This is a genomic window from Streptomyces resistomycificus, from assembly GCF_001514265.1.
Taxonomy (GTDB): domain Bacteria; phylum Actinomycetota; class Actinomycetes; order Streptomycetales; family Streptomycetaceae; genus Streptomyces; species Streptomyces resistomycificus.
The window spans coordinates 85,266-103,840 of record NZ_KQ948994.1 but is presented as its reverse complement, the minus strand read 5'-3'; the positions used below and the strand labels follow the sequence as shown (position 1 = coordinate 103,840).

General features: G+C 71.6%; 18 protein-coding genes. 13 read left to right on the top strand and 5 right to left on the bottom strand.

Going from position 1 to position 18,575, the window contains the following annotated elements; all coding sequences use genetic code 11:
* Positions 1 to 23: 23 nt before the first annotated feature.
* Positions 24 to 446, top strand: coding sequence for a DUF6223 family protein (locus AQJ84_RS23355; RefSeq protein WP_053190978.1), 423 nt, complete (start codon positions 24 to 26; stop codon positions 444 to 446).
* Between the two features lie 275 nt (positions 447 to 721).
* Here AQJ84_RS23355 and AQJ84_RS23350 read toward each other — a convergent pair whose 3' ends face one another.
* From AQJ84_RS23350 to AQJ84_RS23340, 3 genes are all read right to left on the bottom strand, one after another.
* Positions 722 to 1,207: a hypothetical protein gene (locus tag AQJ84_RS23350; RefSeq protein WP_225877113.1), complete on the bottom strand. Its 486-nt coding sequence runs from the start codon at positions 1,205 to 1,207 to the stop codon at positions 722 to 724.
* 23 nt (positions 1,208 to 1,230) lie between these two features.
* Positions 1,231 to 2,559, bottom strand: coding sequence for a cytochrome P450 (locus AQJ84_RS23345; RefSeq protein ID WP_225877114.1), 1,329 nt, complete (start codon positions 2,557 to 2,559; stop codon positions 1,231 to 1,233).
* A gap of 67 nt (positions 2,560 to 2,626) precedes the next feature.
* Positions 2,627 to 3,940, bottom strand: a complete 1,314-nt coding sequence (locus AQJ84_RS23340; protein ID WP_374935365.1) for a glutamine synthetase family protein — start codon at positions 3,938 to 3,940, stop codon at positions 2,627 to 2,629.
* A gap of 361 nt (positions 3,941 to 4,301) precedes the next feature.
* Here AQJ84_RS23340 and AQJ84_RS23335 point away from each other — a divergent pair, with 361 nt between their 5' ends.
* The 8 genes from AQJ84_RS23335 (at position 4,302) to AQJ84_RS23300 (ending at position 12,381) form a co-directional block, all read left to right on the top strand.
* Positions 4,302 to 4,490 (top strand): ferredoxin, encoded by a 189-nt coding sequence (locus AQJ84_RS23335; protein ID WP_030038098.1) that lies wholly within the window; start codon positions 4,302 to 4,304, stop codon positions 4,488 to 4,490.
* Between the two features lie 5 nt (positions 4,491 to 4,495).
* Positions 4,496 to 5,704: an NAD(P)/FAD-dependent oxidoreductase gene (locus AQJ84_RS23330; protein ID WP_030038099.1), complete on the top strand. Its 1,209-nt coding sequence runs from the start codon at positions 4,496 to 4,498 to the stop codon at positions 5,702 to 5,704.
* An 11-nt stretch (positions 5,705 to 5,715) separates the two neighbouring features.
* Positions 5,716 to 6,528 carry an acetoacetate decarboxylase family protein gene (locus AQJ84_RS23325; protein WP_030038100.1) on the top strand — a complete coding sequence of 271 codons (813 nt, stop codon included), beginning with the start codon at positions 5,716 to 5,718 and terminating at the stop codon, positions 6,526 to 6,528.
* Positions 6,529 to 6,650: 122 nt separating this feature from the next.
* On the top strand, positions 6,651 to 8,111 hold the full coding sequence (locus AQJ84_RS23320; protein WP_053190974.1) for an aldehyde dehydrogenase: 1,461 nt from the start codon (positions 6,651 to 6,653) through the stop codon (positions 8,109 to 8,111).
* The gene (locus AQJ84_RS23315; protein WP_030038102.1) at positions 8,104 to 9,048 is read left to right on the top strand and encodes a 3,4-dihydroxyphenylacetate 2,3-dioxygenase; all 945 of its coding nucleotides are present in this window, start codon (positions 8,104 to 8,106) and stop codon (positions 9,046 to 9,048) included. Before AQJ84_RS23320 ends, AQJ84_RS23315 begins: the two co-directional genes overlap by 8 nt.
* A gap of 22 nt (positions 9,049 to 9,070) precedes the next feature.
* Positions 9,071 to 9,916: a fumarylacetoacetate hydrolase family protein gene (locus AQJ84_RS23310; protein ID WP_030038103.1), complete on the top strand. Its 846-nt coding sequence runs from the start codon at positions 9,071 to 9,073 to the stop codon at positions 9,914 to 9,916.
* A 103-nt stretch (positions 9,917 to 10,019) separates the two neighbouring features.
* Positions 10,020 to 10,658 (top strand): TetR/AcrR family transcriptional regulator, encoded by a 639-nt coding sequence (locus AQJ84_RS23305; RefSeq protein WP_037802080.1) that lies wholly within the window; start codon positions 10,020 to 10,022, stop codon positions 10,656 to 10,658.
* 259 nt (positions 10,659 to 10,917) lie between these two features.
* Positions 10,918 to 12,381: an APC family permease gene (locus AQJ84_RS23300; protein ID WP_053190973.1), complete on the top strand. Its 1,464-nt coding sequence runs from the start codon at positions 10,918 to 10,920 to the stop codon at positions 12,379 to 12,381.
* Between the two features lie 100 nt (positions 12,382 to 12,481).
* Here the strand turns inward: AQJ84_RS23300 and AQJ84_RS23295 are convergent, their stop codons facing one another.
* Positions 12,482 to 13,192, bottom strand: coding sequence for a type 1 glutamine amidotransferase (locus AQJ84_RS23295; RefSeq protein WP_037802183.1), 711 nt, complete (start codon positions 13,190 to 13,192; stop codon positions 12,482 to 12,484).
* A gap of 116 nt (positions 13,193 to 13,308) precedes the next feature.
* On the opposite strand from AQJ84_RS23295, the gene AQJ84_RS23290 reads away from it, so the two are divergent.
* Both AQJ84_RS23290 and AQJ84_RS23285 read left to right on the top strand, forming a co-directional pair.
* A complete protein-coding gene (locus AQJ84_RS23290; protein ID WP_053190971.1) occupies positions 13,309 to 14,799 on the top strand; it encodes an aldehyde dehydrogenase in 1,491 nt (496 codons plus the stop codon).
* A complete protein-coding gene (locus AQJ84_RS23285; protein ID WP_030038108.1) occupies positions 14,796 to 15,509 on the top strand; it encodes a gamma-glutamyl-gamma-aminobutyrate hydrolase family protein in 714 nt (237 codons plus the stop codon). Before AQJ84_RS23290 ends, AQJ84_RS23285 begins: the two co-directional genes overlap by 4 nt.
* Positions 15,510 to 15,721: 212 nt before the next feature.
* On the opposite strand, the gene AQJ84_RS23280 is transcribed toward AQJ84_RS23285, so the two are convergent.
* Complete coding sequence (locus tag AQJ84_RS23280; protein WP_030038109.1) at positions 15,722 to 17,080, bottom strand: aminotransferase class I/II-fold pyridoxal phosphate-dependent enzyme; 1,359 nt, start codon at positions 17,078 to 17,080, stop codon at positions 15,722 to 15,724.
* A 108-nt stretch (positions 17,081 to 17,188) separates the two neighbouring features.
* Here AQJ84_RS23280 and AQJ84_RS23275 point away from each other — a divergent pair, with 108 nt between their 5' ends.
* Both AQJ84_RS23275 and AQJ84_RS23270 read left to right on the top strand, forming a co-directional pair.
* Positions 17,189 to 17,872 (top strand): HAD family hydrolase, encoded by a 684-nt coding sequence (locus AQJ84_RS23275; protein ID WP_030038110.1) that lies wholly within the window; start codon positions 17,189 to 17,191, stop codon positions 17,870 to 17,872.
* Between the two features lie 176 nt (positions 17,873 to 18,048).
* On the top strand, positions 18,049 to 18,546 hold the full coding sequence (locus AQJ84_RS23270) for a DUF402 domain-containing protein (protein ID WP_030038111.1): 498 nt from the start codon (positions 18,049 to 18,051) through the stop codon (positions 18,544 to 18,546).
* Positions 18,547 to 18,575: the final 29 nt, after the last annotated feature.

The window sequence follows — 18,575 nt, the reverse complement described above, 5'->3', positions numbered from 1 at the left end:
GTCGGAGAGAACGAGGAGCCCTCATGTCGGTCCGAACTGTGTTTGCCGCGACGTCAGCCGCCCTGCTCGGAGTGTTCCTGCTTGCCGCGCCGGCGGCCGCCGACGTCTCCGTCCAGCCGACCGCCGCCGACGCCTACGAGATGAGCGCCGGGCGGCTCGGGGCCGGCGCGGCCGCCGTGCTGGGGCTGATCGGCGCGGTCGTCGGCTGGCTCGCTCTGACCCGTCCCGCCGGGCGTTTCGGCACCGGCTCCGGGCGACTCGGAGTGATCGTGGCCATGGCGGCCGGAGCGGCCGGCATGGCCCTCGGCGGGCTGGTCACGGCCACCGCGTCCGGTGGTCTCGGTACGGGTAACGGGCTGGGCGGGGCTCTGGTGGCCCTGGTCGTCGGACTGGTCGCCTTGGTCCTCGGAGGGCTGGCGCTGACCCGCTCCCGCCACACCGGCTGACCGCCACACCGGCTGCCCGGCTGACCGCCACACCGGCTGCCCGGCTGCCCGGCTGCCCGGCTGCCCGGCTGCCGCAGCGTACGCGCCCCGCAGTCACCAACCCCCACGGCGAGGCACCTACTGTCGGCCCCGCCACCGAAACCCACAGCACCGCGCCGCACGGTTGTCATCCAACTGCCCTACGACAGAACCCCGTTCGGTCACAGCTACGGCCGCCACACGTTCACCGTCGGTGTCTTCCCCCCCGGCGGGCCAAGAGGAGAGGGGCCCCAACGTCAACCGGCCATGACCCCGTCCGCCCAGGTCCGGATGAGCCCGACCGTGCGCTCCATCCGCTCCTCGGGCAGGTAGTGGCCGGTGCGGGGCCAGTACTCGACGCGTGAGCGCGGTACTCGTAGCGTGCCGCGCTCCCACTCGGCGGCCTTCTCGGACGTCCATACCGTCAGCGCGGGCTGCGGGCGGCGGCGCAGGTACGCCTCGCTGTGCGGGCGGACGCCCACCGCGCCGGGGTCGGTGTACATGCCCGCGTTGGCCTGCGCGATGACGTGGTCCGGGGTGCCGAGCACGGTGCGGATGTGCGCGGTGCGAAGGCGGCCGGGCGGAGCCTGCGGTGAGGACGCGCCGGCCACGAACGCGGCGGCGGCCCGGGCGCCGTGCCGGCGGTACTCGGCGAGGCGGGCGGGGACCGTCGCGGCCTCGGCTTCGTCCGCGCCGCGCGCGGGGTCGAGAGCGATGACCGATCGTACGGTGGACTTCGGCAACGATGCCGGTAATCTCCTCGCGTTCAGGCGAGGGTGACCTCGACGGGCAGCTTCTTGATGCCGTTGACGAAGTTCGAGCGCACTCGGGGCACGTCGCCGGCCAGGCGGATGCCTGCCAGGCGCGGGATGAGCTCCTCGAACATGATGCGGATCTCGGTGCGGGCGAGCAGGTTGCCCAGGCACAGGTGCGGGCCGCCCTTGCCGAAGGTGACGTGGTCGTTGTGCTGCCGGGCGACGTCGAAGTCGTAAGGGTTGCCGAAGACCTCCTCGTCGCGGTTGCCGGAGGCGAACCACATGACGACCTTGTCGCCCTCCTTGACCCGCTTGCCGCCGAGTTCGACGTCCCGGGTCGCGGTGCGGCGGAAGTGGTAGACGGGCGAGGCCCAGCGCAGGAACTCCTCGACCGCCGTGGGGATCAGGGAGGGGTCCTCCTGGAGGCGGGCGAGCTGCTCGGGGTGCTGGAGGAGGGCCAGCATCGAGTGGGTGATGGTGTGCCGGGTGGTCTCGTTGCCGGCCACGACCAATAGCAGGAAGTAGTTGTCGAAGTCCTGGGCGGAGAGCGGGACTCCGTCTCGTGGGGTGGTGTTGACGAGTTTGGAGACGAGGTCGTTCCCGTCGCCGCCGCGTCGCTGCCGGGCCAGCTCCCGTCCGTACTCGAAGACTTCGAGGGAGGCCGGCGAGCGGAACGGGAGGTCGCGGTACTTCTCGCTCTCCACACTGTGCAGCAGCACGTCGGCGTAGTCGGGGTCGGTGTTGCCGATGATCCGGTTGCCCCAGTCGATGAGCTGCTGGTTGTCCTCGGCCGGTACGTCGAGGAGTCGGGCGAGGACGTTGATGGGGAAGTCGGCGGAGACCTCCTCGACGAAGTCGAAGCTGCCCTTGGCTAGGGCCGCGTCCAGGGTCCTGGCCGTCAGACCGCGCAGGAAGTCGCCGTAGCTGTTGATGACGGCCGCCCCGAACTGCCTTTGGATCACGCTGCGCAGCGCGCGATGGCGGACGCCGTCCAGCTCCAGGATGGAGGCCCGCTTCTTGATCTGGTCGTCGTCGACCTCTTCGAGGTTGACGAACCGGGTGGAGGTGAAGGTCTCGGCGTCGCGGTCGACACGGGCGATGTCGGCGTGCCGGGTCACGGCCCAGAAACCGGAGTTGGGGGCCTCCTCGGGCTGCCAGTGGACGGGGTCCTGGTGGCGCAGGGTGTGGAACATGCGCCACGGCGTGGTGCCGTCCGCGAAGTGGTCGAGGTCGGTGAGGTTCACCTGGTCGAGCGGGAGCGGCTCGGCGAGGGCGGCGCGCAGCTCGGCGCCCGTGCTGGGAGTCGTGGACGTGGTGGCGGGCGTGGCGGGGCTGGTCATGGGTGGGAACTCCTGGGCGGGCTCGGGCCTTGGGGAACTGGCTGGGCGGTCGAAGGGGGCGTCCGGCCTACAGGTGGTGGGCGTACTCGGTGAACTCCCAGTCGGTGACGTGTCGCCCGAAGCGCTCGACCTCGTCCCGCTTGTAGGTGAGGAAGGACGTGGTGAAGGCCTTGCCGAGGAGGCCGGTCAGGGCGGTGTCCGCCTCCAGCGCGTCGAGCGCTGCGGACAGGCTCATCGGCAGTACGGCCGACTTGCCGGTGTCGTAGCCGTAGCCCTCCAGCGGGGCCGGCGGCTCCTCGCCCGCCTCGATGCCGAGCAGCGCCGCGGCGAGGGTTCCGGCGATCAGCAGGTAGGGGTTGGCGCTCGCGTCCCCCAGCCTGAGTTCCAGCCGGGAGCCGGAGCCGCGCTCGGGCGGGATGCGGACCATGGCGCTGCGGTTGTCCAGGCCCCAGTCGACCAGCCAGGGGGCGAGGGTGTCGGGGCCGAAGCGTTTGTACGAGTTGACCGTCGGGTTGGCCAGCGCGGCGAGGGCGGGTGCGTGCGCGAGGATGCCGGCGACGGCGTGCCGGGCCTCGGCCGAGAGGCCGTAGGCGCCCGCGGGGTCGTCGAAGGCGTTGCGGCCTTCGGCGTCCTCGCACGAGAGATGGAGGTGGAAGCCGGAGCCGCCGGCGTCGTTGAAGGGCTTGGCCATGAAGGTGGCGAGACGGCCCTCCCCGCGGGCCAGCTCCTTGACGGCGGCCTTGAAGCGGAAGGCCCGGTCGGCGGCCGACAGCGCCTGGGAGTGCCGCAGGTTGATCTCGAACTGTCCGCCGTCGAACTCGTGGTTGCCGCTGAGCACACCGAGGTTGAGGTCCCGGACGTGCCGCAGTGTGCGCAGGAGGTGGTTGTCGGGGTCGGCGCGCAGCCCTGCCGTGTAGACGACACCCGTCTCCCGTCCGTACCGGCGCCAGCCTCCGGCGGGGTCCGGCTCGCACAGGAAGTACTCCAGCTCGGGTCCGACGACCGGCCGCAGGTCCAGTTCCCGGCACCGGGCGAGGACGCCCCGCAGGAGGTCGCGCGGTGACTCGGGGGCCGGCGATCCGGTGGCCGGGTCGACGACGTCCGCGAGACACGTGGCGACGCCCGGCTCCCACGGCAGTGCGGCCAGCGTGTCGAGATCGGGTCGCACGGTGATGTCCGGCAGTCCGGCGTCCAGGCCGCCGCCGACCGGGACGACGTCGCCCTGCGGGCTGGTGTGATAGACGGCCCGGCAGAAGGCGAGCCCGTGGTCCATGGCGCGGGGCAGCTCCTCGAGCAGGACGTCACGGGCGCGCTCGGTGCCGAGGAGGTCGGGGTAGGTCACCCGGACCACGTCGATGCCGTCGGCGGCGAGCCGCTCCATGTGCCGGCGGATGTCTGGGCTGTCGTGAGCGCTCACCGATTCTCCTCGGGCGGATGGGGTGGGTGGCGGGAGGACGACGCGAGAGCCGGAGTGCGGGGGCGGGAAGTAACTCCGAGCCAGTCGTTTGACTCCGAACGGTATGGAGGGTGCTCGCCGTACCGCAAGAGGGTGCTCCAGAAAATTTATCCACCTGGACAGGTATTGACCAGGGCCCTGCCGCTTCCTATGTTGTTTGAAGCCAAACGAGCTAGGGGTGCAGCTCCACCGCACCCCTTTGGCCGAGGGGCCCGGTCGCTTTGGCCGGGCCCCTCCCCACCCCCTTCGCCCTGCTCCGACGCCCTCACCCTCTGGAGGAACGGCCATGAAGGTCGTCGTCGACATGAACAAGTGCCAGGACCACGGTCAGTGCGTCTTCGCGGCCCCGGACGTCTTCTCGATGGACGACGACGGCCACCTCGCCTACGTCCCCGACCCGGACGACGCCCTGCGCGAGGAGGTCGAGGAGGCCGCCGACGTGTGCCCGCTCCAGGCCATCCGGATCGAGGACTGAACACCGTGACCGCACGCATTCTGGTCGCCGGAGCCTCTCTGGGCGGCCTGCGGGCCGCGGAACAACTACGCGCGGCGGGCTGGACCGGCGCCGTCACGGTCGTCGGGGACGAACCCCACATGCCGTACAACCGGCCACCGCTGTCCAAGGAGGTACTCGCCGGAAAGGCGCCGTTCGCGTCGCTGGCCTTCACACCCAAGGCGGCCGCGCAGGACGTGGAGTGGCGCCTGGGCACGAAGGTCGTCGCGGCCCGGCTCACCGAGCGGACGGTCACACTCGACGACGGCTCGACGGTCGCCTACGACGGTCTGGTCGTCGCCACCGGTGTACGGCCCCGGCGGCTGCGCTGCCCGGGCCCCCTGGACGGCCGTCATATGGTCCGCACGCTCGCCCAGGCCCGGAACCTGCGGGACGAACTGACCCGGCCCGGTGCCCGCGTGGTCGTGGTCGGCGCCGGCTTCATCGGCTGCGAGGTCGCCGCCACCGCCGTCGGGCTCGGCGTCGCCGAGGTGACGGTCGTCGACCCGCTACCGCTGCCCATGGTCGGGCCGCTCGGTCCGCTCCTCGCCCGCGCCCTCCTGCGGCGGCACGAGGAGCGCGGGGTGCGGTTCGCGCTCGGCGTCGGCGTGACCGGCTTCGAGGGCGAGGACCGGGTCACCGGCGTGCGCCTCGCCGACGGAGCCGTGCTGCCCGCCGACGTCGTGGTCGAGTCCGTCGGCTCGGTCGCCAACGTCGAGTGGCTGGAGGACAACGGGCTCGACCTGTCCGACGGCGTACTCACGGACGAGCAGCTGCGGGTCGGGGGGCGGCCGGAGGTGATCGCGGTCGGTGACGTGGCGCGTTTCCCCAACGCCCGCTACGACGGCGTACCGCGCCGGGTCGAGCACTGGTCGATCCCGACCGACACCGCCAAGCATGCCGCGAAGGCCCTCGTCGCCCATCTCGGCGGGAGCGACAAGGAGTTGGCTCCCTTCACCCCGCTGCCCACCTTCTGGAGCGACCAGCACGGCTTCCGGCTGCAGTCCTTCGGGGCACCCGTCCTCGGCCTGGACGACGTCCGCGTCCTCGACGGTGATCCGGAGGGTGACGTCCTGGTCGGCTACCACGTCGACGGACGGCTGACCGGGGTCGTCGCGCTCGGCGGCCACGCCGTCGCCACGAGCGCCGCCCGTTACCGCGCCCAGCTGCTGAAGCAGCCCGCCCCCACCTCGTAAGGAGTCGCGCCATGACCACCGTCCGCGGTTACCTCCACCCCAAGACGGCGACGGGCACCTCGTCGCTGATTCCCTCGCCGCCGTGGCACTACTCCGGCGACCTGCTCACCGTCGAGTACCGCACGGATCCCGCGCGGGTGCGTGAACTGCTGCCGGAGCCACTTGAGTTGGCCGAGGAGGACCCCGGTGCGGTGGCGTTGATCTGGGCCGACTGGCAGTCCTGCTCGGGGTCCGGCAAGGAGCTGCTGGATCCGGTGCGCTCCCAGTACAAGGAGGCCTTCGCCGTCGTGCGCTGCTCGTTCCGGGGGCAGACCTACTCGCGCTGTGTGTACATCTGGGTCGACAAGGACTTCGCGATCGCGCGCGGGCTGCACCAGGGCTATCCGAAGAAGCTCGGGTCGATCCATCAGACCCGTCCGCACCCCTACGGACCCGCTCCGCGGATCGCGGCGGGGGCTCGTTTCGGGGCCACGCTGGCCGCGGCCGACCGGCGTCTCGCCCAGGCCGTGGTGACGCTGCGGGAGCCGTCGGAGACGAACGGGTTCGTCAACGCCCATCCCATGGCGCATCACCGGTGGCTGCCGTCCGTCGAGAAGGGCAAGGGGCTTGCCCTGGACGAGCTGATCGAGACGGGGGCGGCGGCCTTCGAGGCCGGGCAGGCGTGGGTCGGTGATGCCGAGCTGGAGCTTTTCGAGGCACCCACCGAGGAGTTGGCCAGGCTGGAGATCCGGGAGCCGATCGCCGCGTACTACCGGCAGGTCGGGGTGGTGTGGGACGGCGGCCGCCTGCTGGAGACCGGTACCTCCGGCGCGGCTGCCGAGTGAGGCCGGTGGTCGGCCGCGCCTTCGTCGTGCCGGCTCGCGCCCGCGCGGCGAAGCCGCAGATCTGATCCGGCCCCGCGCCTCCGGGCGGGTCGTCCTTCCCTCGTACAAAAGGAACTCTTCTGATGCCTGACAAGATCACCGTCGCCGGAGTCCCCGTCGACACCCGGCACTGGATCGGTGGCCGGCGGGTCGCCTCCGGGGACACCTTCACGGACGTCTCACCGATCGACGGCAGCGTCCTCGGTGAGATCTCCCGGGGTACCCCGGCCGAGGCCGCCGCCGCGGTCGCCGCCGCCAAGGCCGCCTTCCCCGCCTGGGCCGCCACCTCCCGGGCCGAACGCGCCCGCATCCTGCACGCCGTCGCCGACGGCGTCGACAAGCGTCTCGAAGAACTCGCCGTCGTCGAGACCACCGACAACGGCGCCCTGCTCCGCTCCCACCGCCGCGGCGTCATGCCCCGCGTCGCCCACAACTTCCGGTTCTTCGCCGACTGGCTGCTCACGCTGGAGCACGAGGACTTCGAGACCCGCGGTCACCGCAACCACGTCAGCTGGGACCCGGCGGGCCCGTCCGTACTGATCACCCCGTGGAACGCCCCGCTGATGCTGGCCACCTGGAAGGTCGCGCCCGCCCTCGCCGCCGGCAACACCGTGGTCCTCAAGCCCGCCGAGTGGTCTCCGCTCACCGCCTCGCTGCTCGCCGACATCGCGGCGGCGGCCGGGCTGCCGGCCGGTGTCCTCAACGTCGTCCAGGGCTACGGCTCGGAGATCGGCGACGCGCTCACCTCCCACCCGGACGTACGCCGGATCAGCTTCACCGGTTCCGTGCCGACGGCGCGGCGGATCGCCGCGTCGGCCGCCACCCAACTCACCCCGCTGAGCCTCGAACTCGGCGGCAAGTCACCCCTGTTGGTCTTCGCCGACGCGGACCTCGACCTGGCCGTCGATCTCGCCGTCGAGCAGTACGACAACGCCGGGCAGGTCTGCCTCGCCGCGACCCGTCTCCTGGTCCAGGAGTCGATCGCCGAGGAGTTCACCCGCCGCTTCGTCGAGAAGGCCTCCCGGCTCACCCAGGGCGACCCACGCGACGAGGCCACCGACATCGGCCCCACCATCCACCCCCGCCAGCTGGAGAAGATCGACGGCTTCGTGCGGCGGGCGACCGCGGCCGGAGCCCGCGCGGTCATCGGCGGCCACGCCGAGGACGGCCGGTACTACGCGCCGACACTCCTCACCGATGTCGCCCAGGACAGCGAGATCGTGCAGGAGGAGGTCTTCGGCCCGGTGCTCACCCTCCAGACCTTCACCACCGAGGAGGAGGGCGTCCGGCTCGCCAACGACACCCGCTTCGGCCTGGCCGCCACCGTCGCCACCGGCGACCGCGCCCGCGCCGACCGCGTCACCGACCGGCTCGTCGCCGGCACCGTCTGGGTCAACTGCTTCTTCGTACGTGACCTCCAGGCACCCTTCGGCGGCTCCCGCCTCTCCGGCGTCGGCCGCGAGGGCGGCACCTGGAGCTTCGACTTCTACTGCGACCTGAAGAACACCGTCACCGCGCCGGAGGGATGGCAGGACCATGGGTGAAATCGTCGGGGCGGGCCTGCTCGCCCACGTCCCCACCATCGTGCTGCCCGAGGCGGACCGCCTGGAGCTCAACGAGGGCAAGGAGATCACCCTCGTCACCGGCCTCCGACAGCTCCGCAGGGAGGTCTTCGAACGCGACGCCGCCGACGACTACGACACCGTCGTCGTCCTCGACTCCCACTGGGCCACCACCGTCGAGTTCGTCGTCACCGCGCAGACGCGCCGCGCCGGCCTGTTCACCTCGGAGGAGCTGCCGCGCGGCATGTGCCGCATGCCGTACGACTTTCCCGGCGACCCCGAACTCGCCCACAACATCGCCTCGTTCGCCGACCGGCACGGCACCTGGATCACCCCGATCGAGGACGACTACCTGCCCGTCTACTACGCCACCATCAACCTCTGGAAGTTCCTCGGCGAGGGACTGCCCGACAAGCGGTGGGTCACCATCGGGGTCTGCCAGACCGGCGACATGGAGGACCACCTGCGCCTCGGCCGCGCGCTGGCCGACGGCATCGCCGCCACACCCGGCCGCCGCGTGCTGGTGATCGCCTCCGGCGCGCTCTCGCACACCTTCTGGCCCCTGCGGGAGATCCGCGACCACGAGGCCAGCGACCCCGTCCACATCCGCACGCCCGAGGCCCGCGAGGCCGACTACGAACGCATCGCCTGGTTCAAGGAAGGGCGGCACGACAAGGTGCTCGCCACCATGGACGAGTTCTGGAAGTACAAGCCCGAGGCGAAGTTCTTCCACTACCTGATGCTGGCCGGCGCCCTCGGAGAGCAGGCGTGCACCGCGCGGGCCCGGCAGTACGGCGAGTACGAGAACTCCGTCGGCACCGGCCAGGTGCACCTCTGGTTCGACCGCCCCACGGACGGCTGGACCGGCACCGGTGTGCCCGCGCCCTCCTCACCCCACACCCCGCACAGCCGCGACTAGACGCCCCCGAAAGAGGCCAGCCATGCCCGAGTACCGCCGCATCCTCCTGGACGGCGCCGTCGTCCAGGTCACCGTCGAGGGCGAGGAGCTCGTCGCCGGCGACGGCCGCCGTGTGAAGATCGAGGAGGCGCACCACCTGCCTCCGGTCGTCCCCTCCAAGGTGATCGCCGTCCACCTCAACCACCGCAGCCGTGTCGACGAGTTCCGCATCGACCTCCCCGACACACCCACCTACTTCCACAAGCCGACCTCCGCCCTCAACGCCCACCAGGGCGCCGTCGTACGCCCCGAGGGCTGCAAGTGGCTCAACTACGAGGGCGAGGTCGCCATCGTCATCGGGAGGACCGCCCGCAACATCTCCCCGGCCGAGGCAGGCGAGTACATCGCCGGCTACACCGTGGCCAACGACTACGGCCTGCACGACTTCCGCGACACCGACGCCGGCTCCATGCTCCGCGTCAAGGGTTCCGACACCCTCTGCCCGCTGGGCCCCGGCCTGGTCACGGACTGGGACTTCCACGGCAAGCGGCTGCGGACCTACGTCAACGGCGAGGTCGTGCAGGACGGGTCGACCGACGAGATGAAGTGGGACATGCACTACCTCGTCGCCGACATCGCCCGCACCATCACCCTGTATCCCGGCGACGTACTGCTGTCCGGCACGCCGGCCAACTCGCGGCCCGTGCGGCCCGGTGACGTCGTCGAGGTCGAGGTCGAGGGCCTCGGCAGGCTCACCAACCACGTCGTCACCGGCCCCACCTCCGTCCGTACCGACGTCGGCGCCCAGCCCACCGAGTCCGAGGAGGTGCTGTCCACGGCGCTCGGCGGCGACTGGGAGTTCCGTGGCGTCCGCCCGCCCCGGCGGTGAGCGGACGCGGCGCGGCGGCGCGGCGACGCGCGTTGGGGAGACAGGCCGGGGCGGTGCCGCGGCGCCGCCCTCGGCGCGCGGAAGGCCAGGTAGGGTCGCAGCCATGACCGAGTCCGCGCCGCTGCCCGAAGGCCGACAGCCACGCCGGCGCATGGGCTACGGCGAGGGCCGGGAGGCCCTCCTCAACGCCGCCGTGCGGGTCGTGGCCCGGGGCGGGCTGCGCAAGCTCACCTACCGGGCCGTCGCGCAGGAGGCGGGAACCACGCACGGACTGGTGGTCCACCACTTCGGCTCACGGGACGCGCTGATCGAGGAGGCGCTCGCGCACGCGATCCGCACCTCGCTGAACACCAGCGCGCTCGAACCCGAGACCGGCGAGGTAGCCGACTTCTCGGTCGGACTGTCCGAGATGGTCACCACCGATCCCGACATACAGGCCTTCCAGTACGAGCTCCTGCTGGAGTCGCGTCGCCGACCCGAACTGCTGCCGCAGATCCGGGCGTTGTACGACGGCTACTTCGACGCCACGAAGCGGGAGCTGTCCCGGATCCTCCCCCGCGACGCGGGTCATCCCCTGACCCGACTGGTCTTCGCCGCCCTGGACGGGCTCGTGCTGCACCAGCTCGTCTTCGGCGAGCCCGAGGTCACGGACGCGGCCGTCGAGGAGCTGCGCCACCTGATCCGGCTGCTCCAAGCCCCCGAGTCCACCCGCCGGGAAGCCGGCCCGCAGAGCGACGACTGACCCACCGGCCGGGTCCTGACGCGAGACAGGACGCCTGCCTGCCGTCCAGGGCTTCTCGCGCCCCGCCTCCGGTGCCCCGCCGTCCCGCCCCCAGGACCGGGGCACGTCTTCGGACGCCGCCTCGGCGACAGCGCCGCAGGGGACCGGCATCCGGCAGGGAATCCCCACCCGACCCCTTGCCAAACGGATAGTTCCCGCCCACCATGAGGCAACTCGTTTGGCCCTAAACGACCCTCCCCCTCCCTGGCAGGTGATCCGAGTGGACAGTCAGACAGCGGTCGACAGCCAGACCGCGGCCGGCGCCTCCACCACAGGCAAGCTCAAGCCCAACTCCCTCGGCGTTCTGGGCATCCTCTTCTTCGTCCTCTCCGCCCAGGCGCCGCTCACCGGCATCGCGGGCTCCGTCCCGATATCCGTCGCCATCGGCAACGGCCCCGGCGCCCCCGCCGCCTACGCGGCGGCCGGCGTCGTCACCCTGCTGTTCTCGGTCGGTTTCGTGGCCATGGGCCGCCACGTGGTGAACGCCGGCGCCTTCTACACGTACATCGGCAAGGGCCTCGGCCGTCCTCTCGGCACCGGAAGCGCCGGGATCGCGCTGTTCGCCTACTGCGCGATCCAGGCCGCCATGTACGGCCTGTACGGGGCGACCGTGAGCGGCCTGCTGGCGGATTACACGGGGGCGGACGTGCCCTGGTGGGTGTGCGCGGTGGTCACGATGGCGGCCGTCCAGGCCCTGGGGGCTGCGGGGATCGAGATGGGCGCCAAGGTGCTGGCGGTCCTCGTGCTGGCCGAGTTCAGCATCCTGGCCGTCTTCGCACTGGTCACCTTCTTCAAGGGCGGCGGACCCGAGGGGCTCGGACTCGCCCGGTCCTTCTCACCGGAAGCAGCCCTGGAAGGGGCACCGGGCGTGGCGCTGATGTTCGCCGTGGCGTCGATGGTCGGCTTCGAGGCCACCGCGATCTACGGCGAGGAGGCGCGCGAGCCGCGCAGGACGGTGCCGCGGGCCACCTACCTGGCCGTCGCCCTCGTCACCGGCTTCTTCGCCTTCACCTCCTGGATGCTGATCTCCGCCCACGGCGCCTCGAACGCGACCGCGGCCGCCGGCCGGGCACTGGAGAGCGGCGACTCGACGGGCTTCGTCTTCGCGCCGATCGCGGACCTGTTCGGCCCCTGGGTGAACGACGTCCTGCCCTTCCTGCTGGCCACCTCCCTCTTCGCGGGCGTCCTCGCCTTCCACAACTCCGCCAACCGCTACCTGTTCTCCCTCAGCCGCGACGGGCTGCTGCCCCGCCGGCTGACGTCCCTCAACCGCCACCACTCCCCCGGTGTGGCGGGCTGGGTCCAGACCGCCGTCGCCGTCCTCCTCGTCGCGCCCTTCGCGCTGGCCGGCAAGGACCCGGTACTGACCCTGTTCTCGTGGGGCAGCGGCGTGGCCGTCCTGGGGATCATGCTCCTGTACTTCCTGACCTCGGTCTCCGTGCTCGTCTTCTTCCGCCGCGAACGCCTGGACACCCGGCCCTGGAACACCCTCGTCGCCCCCGCCCTGGGCGCCCTCGGCATCGTCGGAGCGATCTGGCTCGTCGTCGAGAACTTCACGACGCTCATCGGCGGGGAACAGAGCACGGCCACCTGGCTGGAACTGACCGTCCCGGCGGTCCTGCTCGCGGGGGTGATCGCGGCCCGGCTCACCCGCGACAGGCTGGCGCCCACGGCTGACGGCTGACCGGCATCGTCCGCCGCGCCCGGAGCGGGGACCGGTCGCGGCGGACGAGGTCACGGCGGCCGGCGTCACGGCCAGCGCGCGGCGGCGGCCCCACAGGCCCTCAGTCGGCCGCGTATGCCACCCGGTCCAGGAAGCCGTCGACGAGGTGGCGGGCGTTCGCGCGGGCAGCCGGTTCCATCGCGCGGCTGCGGGCGAGCAGTTCGTCGGGGTCCAGACCCTGCCGCACGCACTGCTCCGCACCGCCCAGCGCGAGCCAGCCGCTCACCATCCGCGTGGTGATCTCCGGATGGAACTGCACGCCCAGACTCCGTCCGGCCCGGAACGCCTGCACACACACCTCGCTGCGGGCGACGACCTCGGCGTCGGGCGGCAGGACGCAGCGGTCGTAGTGCCACTGGAGCCAGGGCCCGCGGACCACCAGGGAGGGATCGTGCGTGTCGACCTCCGTCCAGCCGATCTCGGGGCGCGGGGAGGCCTCGACCGACCCGCCGAGGGCGGTGGTGAGCGCCTGGGCGCCGAAACAGACGCCGAGCACGGGGACGCGGAGGTGCTGTGCCTTGCGCAACAACGCCAACTCGCCCCCGATCCAGCCGCCCACCGCCGTCTCGTCGTAGACCGACCAGGGAGCGCCGAGCGACACGATCAGATCCCAGTCCGCGGCATCGGGGAAGTCGAAGGTCACGTCCGTCGCGTGGTGACGCTCCTCGGGCACGACCGTCACGGCGGTGAGGTCGTATCCGCGCTCCGCGAGCCGGGCACCGACCAGCCCCGGCTCCGTCACGTGGTCGTGCTGAATGACGAGTGCGCGCACGGCGGGCACTCCCTCCCGGTCCCGTGGACCTGCTGAACGGCTCCCCATGGCCCCTTGTGGCGGCCTCACCATCGATCATATCGTTTGACTTCAAATGTCTTTCTGGAGGCCACGACATGCTGGACATCGCCCATGACGAGTGGCTGCGCCGGGCCAAGGCCCTGGAGGTGTCCGGCGCCCACCACATCGACGGCGACGACGAACCCGGCGCAGGAGCGACCTTTCCGGCCGTCTCGCCCCGGGACGGCCGCGTACTGGCGCAGATCGCCGACGGGGGCGCCCCCGAGGTGGACGCGGCGGTGGCGGCCGCCCGCCGGGCCTTCGACTCAGGGCCGTGGCCACGCCTGGCGCCCGCCGAACGGGGCCGGGCCCTCGTACGGGTCGCCGAGCTGCTGGAGGAGCGGCGGGAGGAACTCGCCCTCACCGTCAGCCTGGAGATGGGCAAGCCCGTCACGGACGCGTACGAGATCGAACTGCGCGCGGCCATCACCACGTTCCGCTGGTACGGGCAGCTGGCCGACAAGCTCACCGACGAGTCCCCGCACACCGCCCCCGACGCCCTCGCGCTCGTCACGCGTGAGCCGGCCGGCGTGGTCGGCGCGGTGGTGCCCTGGAACTTCCCGCTGACGCTGGCGGGGTGGAAGGTGGCCCCGGCCCTGGCGGCCGGGTGCACCGTCGTCCTGAAGCCGTCGGAGAACTCGCCGCTGTCCGCGCTGCTGCTGGCGCGGATCGCGACCGAGGCCGGGCTGCCACCGGGCGTGCTGAACGTGGTCAACGGCAAGGGTCCGGTGGCCGGACGGGCGATCGGACTGCACCCCGGCGTCGACGTGCTGGCCTTCACCGGCTCCACCGCCGTAGGCCGCCACTTCCTGCACTACGCCGCCGACTCCAACCTCAAGCGCGTCTGGCTGGAGCTCGGCGGCAAGTCGCCCAACATCGTCCTTCCAGACGCGCCCGACCTGGACCGGGCCGCCGCCACCGCCGCCTGGGGCATCTTCTTCAACCAGGGCGAGATGTGCACGGCTCCCTCCCGGCTGCTGGTGCACTCGTCGATCGCCGAACGCGTCACCGAGGCCGTGGTCACCAGGGCGCGCGAACTGCGCGTGGGCGACCCCCTCGACCCCGCCACCGAGATGGGCGCGCTGGTCGGCGAGGACCACCTCGGCCGGGTTCTGGACCACATCGGCACGGGCCGGGACGAAGGCGCCCGGCTGCGGACCGGCGGCGAGCGCGTCCTCACCGGTACGGGAGGCACGTACCTGGAACCGACCGTCTTCGACGGCGTCGGTCCCGGCATGCGGCTGGCCCGCGAGGAGATCTTCGGCCCCGTCCTGTCCGTGCTCACCTTCGACGACCTGGACGAGGCGGTACAGCTAGCCAACGCCACCGAGTACGGCCTCGCCGCCGGGCTGTGGACGTCCGACCTCTCCACCGCGCACAGGGTCTCGCGGGCGTTGAAGGCGGGCACGGTCTGGGTCAACTGCTACGAGGAGGGCGACCTGACCGTCCCCTTCGGCGGCGTGAAGCAGTCCGGAAACGGCCGGGACAAGTCCGTCCACGCCATCGAGAAGTACACCGAGCTCAAGACCACCTGGATCCAGCTGTGACCGGCGCCGCCACCCGACCCCTGATCGCGGTACCCGCCCGCTTCTCCGCCACGACCTCCGCCCTGCGGTACGCCGCCGAGGTCAACGCCCGCGCCCTGATCGAGGCGGTGTGGCGGGCCGGCGGCGAACCGGCGAGCATCCACCCGGCGGACAGCGAGGTCGCCGCCAGACTCGCCCGCTTCGACGGGGTCCTGCTCCCCGGCGGCGGAGACCTCGCCCCCCACCGGTACGGCGCCGCCGACACCCACGCCAGCGTCTACGACGTCGACGACCTCCAGGACTCCTTCGACCTCCAAGTCGCCCGCCACAGTGTGGAGTCGGGCCTGCCCATGCTGGCGATCTGCCGTGGCCTGCAGGTGGTGAACGTCGCCCTCGGCGGCACCCTCGACCAGGACATGGGCGGACCCGGGCGCGAACACCGGCACGTCGTGCACCCGGTGGCGATCCGACGCGGCACGTTCCTGGAACAGGCCACCGGCGCGGAGAAGACGGAGGTCTCCTGCTACCACCACCAGCGGGTCGACCGCCCCGGCACGGGCCTGGAGGCCACCGCGCGCGCCGCCGACGGCACGGTCGAGGGCCTCGAACTCCCCGGCGGCCGCGGGTGGTTCACGGCCGTGCAGTGGCACCCCGAGGACACCGCCCACGAGGATCCCGCCCAGCAGGGGCTCTTCGACGCCCTCGTACGGGCCGCCCGCGACAGACGCTGACGGCGGCGTCCTTCTCGTCCGGCCTGGCGCCGAGCGAGCCCGCAGTCGCTGGAGCGATTCCCGGACCGGTCGGACCGGTCGAGACTCGGCTTGAGCTCATCGACGAGGACAGGCTCGGCACGGAGGTCACCCCGCTCACCGCGCCCCCGGTCCCTCCCGAGGACCGGGCGCGTGTGCAGGCGACACTCCAGGCAGGCGCGACCGACACGCTTTCAGGCCAGGCTGCTCGCGCTCAGGTCCGTCCGGAGGGCGGCCGCCACATCCGCAGCCAGCCGTGGGATCTCGTCGAGCCCCAGCGTGGAAACGGTCACACGCAGGCCAGGCCGTGATCCCAAGCGGAAGCGAGCACCGGGCGCGACCGCCCACCCCCGCCTCATCAGCCCCACCACCGCCACAGTTTCGTCCGGCACCGGAATCCACACGTTGAAGCCGCTGCGCCCGTACGCCCTGACTCCCTGCTCGGCCAGGGCAAGGATCAGCGCCGCGCGGCGCTCTCCATAGAATCCGGCCACCCGCGTGCGGTCGACCGCCTCGCCCTTCCACAGCTGCGCGACAGCCCGCTGAAGCACGTGACTCACCCAGCCGGCCCCGAGGCGCTGCCGGCCTCGGATCCGGTCCACCGTGTCGGAGTCGCCCGTCAGCACCGCCAGCCGCATGTCGGGCCCGAAGATCTTGGTCACCGAACGGATCACCGTCCAGTGTTCCGTGACCGGGCGCCCATCCTCGGCGCAGAGCGGGTGGTAAGGCGCGTCGGCGATGGCATGGCCGAAGTCGTCCTCGATCACCAGGACGCCGGGGCTGGGCCGCAGCACCTCCCGCAGTTCAGCCGCCCGGTGAGCCCCCAGCGCCGCCCCGGTGGGGTTCTGCGCACGTGAGGTGACGACGAGCGCGGCGGCCCCGGACGCCAGCGCACGAGCGACACCGTCGGGCCGGGGTCCGTCGTCGTCGATCCCGACACCCACGGCCCGCAGCCCCAGCGCCGGCAGGAGATCCAGCAGGCTGCCCCAGCCCGGGTCCTCCACGGCCACCAGGTCACCGGGCCGTAGCCGGGCCTGCAGGACGCGTTCGAGGGCGTCGAGCGCACCGGACGTTACGGCGATCGGCCCGGGCGGCACACCGTCCGCGAGGAACTCGCGCCGGACCAGGCCCCACAGCTGTTCGTCCACGGACGCCCGGCCGTAGAGGACGGGGTCGCGCAGCTGCTCCGCGGCCGCATGGTGAAGTGCCTCGGTCAGCGGGGGCAGTTGCTCAGCCGAGGGATTGCCGTGCGACAGGTCACGCGCGTCGTGGGGAATGTCGAGCTGGATCTGGTGGCGTGGAGTATGGGCAGTCCGGGGCCGCACATGGCTGCCGCGTCGGCCGCCGGTCTCGATGACACCCCGCTCCCGCAGCAGACGGTACGCGGAGGCGACCGTGTTGGGGTTGACGCCGAGTTCGGCGGCGAGGTCCCGCAGCGGAGGAAGGGCACTGCCCGGAGCAAGTACACCCGCCGTCACGGCCTTCTCAACGCTGCTCGCGATCTCGGCGGCCCGCCGGCCTCGAATACGGTAGACCTCTGACATGATGAGCATTCTGCACGACTGCGGCCCGCCCGACCGCGTCCCGCGCGGCCGTCGGCTCGCCGACGGACCCGGGTCCGCGCGGCAGGGCTCTTCGCGCCAACACGTGGAGTGAATCAGATGCGCAACGCGCAGGTTCTCGTTTTCGACGCCGATGACACCCTGTGGGAGAACAACGTCCTCTTCGAGCGGGTCATCGACCTCTTCCTGGACTGGGTCTGCGCGCCGTCCGAGCGCGTCCGTGTGCGAGCCGCACTGGACCGGATCGAGGCCGCGAACGCGCTCACCCTGGGCTACGGTGCGAACATGTTCCGGCAGAGCCTTCACGACTGCCGTCAGCAGCTGCTCGGTTGTGCGCTGACCGCCGACGACATCGCCCGGATCGAGGAACTCGTCACGCCGTTGATGCACCGGACCGTCGAGCTCATCAGCGGAGTCCCCGAAACGCTCGCCGAGTTGTCGGATCGGCACGACCTGCTGCTGCTCACCAAGGGCGATCCGGCGGAGCAGCAGCGCAAGGTGAACGCCTCGCAGTTGGCCCACCACTTCCGCAGCATCCACATCGTCGAAGAGAAGAACGTCGACACGTACCGCGGGCTGGTGAACCAGCTGGGTGTGACGCCCTCGGAGACCTGGATGATCGGCAACTCTCCCAAGTCGGACATCATCCCGGCCCGTCGCGCCGGTCTGAACGCCGTCCACATCCCGCACGAGCACACATGGGTGCTCGAACACGAGGAGTTCTTGGACGACAAGGCGACGCTGGTGCTGCACAGCTTCCCGGAGTTGCTGAAACACTTCTGATGTGCGGCGCGGTGCACGGGGGGGTGCCGTCGGCCCGCCCCGCGCGGGGGTGCCGGGACTCGGCTGGAAGAAGACCACATCGTGTGACGCGTCGGCAGTGGCGTGGGCGGACAACAGTAGGATGCTGATGATCTTCAACTGGTTCGGTTACGGCATCTTCGGCACGGAGGCCCGTTATGTCTGATAAGCCCGCTGGGCAGTGCACGGTGGACGTGGTCCTGGTCAAGGCAGGCCGCACCAAGATCCGCTACCCGGCGCAGTTGCTCGCGGACGACGGCGCACGGATCACGGTCCGCGCGGACTGGGCCGCTCCGGGCGTAAGGGATTTCGGCTTCGTACGCTTCGAACCGGGCGATGTCTTCGTGGAGCGCTACTGGCGCGATCGCTGGTACGCCATCAAGGAGGTGCGCGCGGCGGACGGTGCCCTCAAGGGCTGGTACTGCGACATCACCCGGCCGAGCGTCCTGGACGGCGGTGAGCTCCTCGTCGAGGACCTCGATCTGGACCTGTGGGTGTCCGCGGACGGAGCCACCGTACTGCGGCTCGACGAGGACGAGTTCGCGTCGAGCGGTCTGAGCGAGCGTGACCCGCAGGCAGCGCGCAGTGCCGTGGACGCGCTGGACGAGCTGGAACAGGCAGCGAAGAGTGGGCGGTTGACCGCACTGCTCAACTGATCCGAGGCAGGGCCGGCTCACGCCGGGAC

Coding starts and splice junctions, on each gene's coding strand:
- AQJ84_RS23280 (WP_030038109.1), bottom strand. CDS start 17,080: ATGCTCATCATGTCAGAGGTCTACCGTATTCGAGGCCGGCGGGCCGCC.
- AQJ84_RS23345 (WP_225877114.1), bottom strand. CDS start 2,559: ATGACCAGCCCCGCCACGCCCGCCACCACGTCCACGACTCCCAGCACG.
- AQJ84_RS23270 (WP_030038111.1), top strand. CDS start 18,049: ATGTCTGATAAGCCCGCTGGGCAGTGCACGGTGGACGTGGTCCTGGTC.
- AQJ84_RS23275 (WP_030038110.1), top strand. CDS start 17,189: ATGCGCAACGCGCAGGTTCTCGTTTTCGACGCCGATGACACCCTGTGG.
- AQJ84_RS23305 (WP_037802080.1), top strand. CDS start 10,020: ATGACCGAGTCCGCGCCGCTGCCCGAAGGCCGACAGCCACGCCGGCGC.
- AQJ84_RS23325 (WP_030038100.1), top strand. CDS start 5,716: ATGACCACCGTCCGCGGTTACCTCCACCCCAAGACGGCGACGGGCACC.
- AQJ84_RS23310 (WP_030038103.1), top strand. CDS start 9,071: ATGCCCGAGTACCGCCGCATCCTCCTGGACGGCGCCGTCGTCCAGGTC.
- AQJ84_RS23335 (WP_030038098.1), top strand. CDS start 4,302: ATGAAGGTCGTCGTCGACATGAACAAGTGCCAGGACCACGGTCAGTGC.
- AQJ84_RS23355 (WP_053190978.1), top strand. CDS start 24: ATGTCGGTCCGAACTGTGTTTGCCGCGACGTCAGCCGCCCTGCTCGGA.
- AQJ84_RS23290 (WP_053190971.1), top strand. CDS start 13,309: ATGCTGGACATCGCCCATGACGAGTGGCTGCGCCGGGCCAAGGCCCTG.
- AQJ84_RS23340 (WP_374935365.1), bottom strand. CDS start 3,940: ATGGAGCGGCTCGCCGCCGACGGCATCGACGTGGTCCGGGTGACCTAC.
- AQJ84_RS23315 (WP_030038102.1), top strand. CDS start 8,104: ATGGGTGAAATCGTCGGGGCGGGCCTGCTCGCCCACGTCCCCACCATC.
- AQJ84_RS23320 (WP_053190974.1), top strand. CDS start 6,651: ATGCCTGACAAGATCACCGTCGCCGGAGTCCCCGTCGACACCCGGCAC.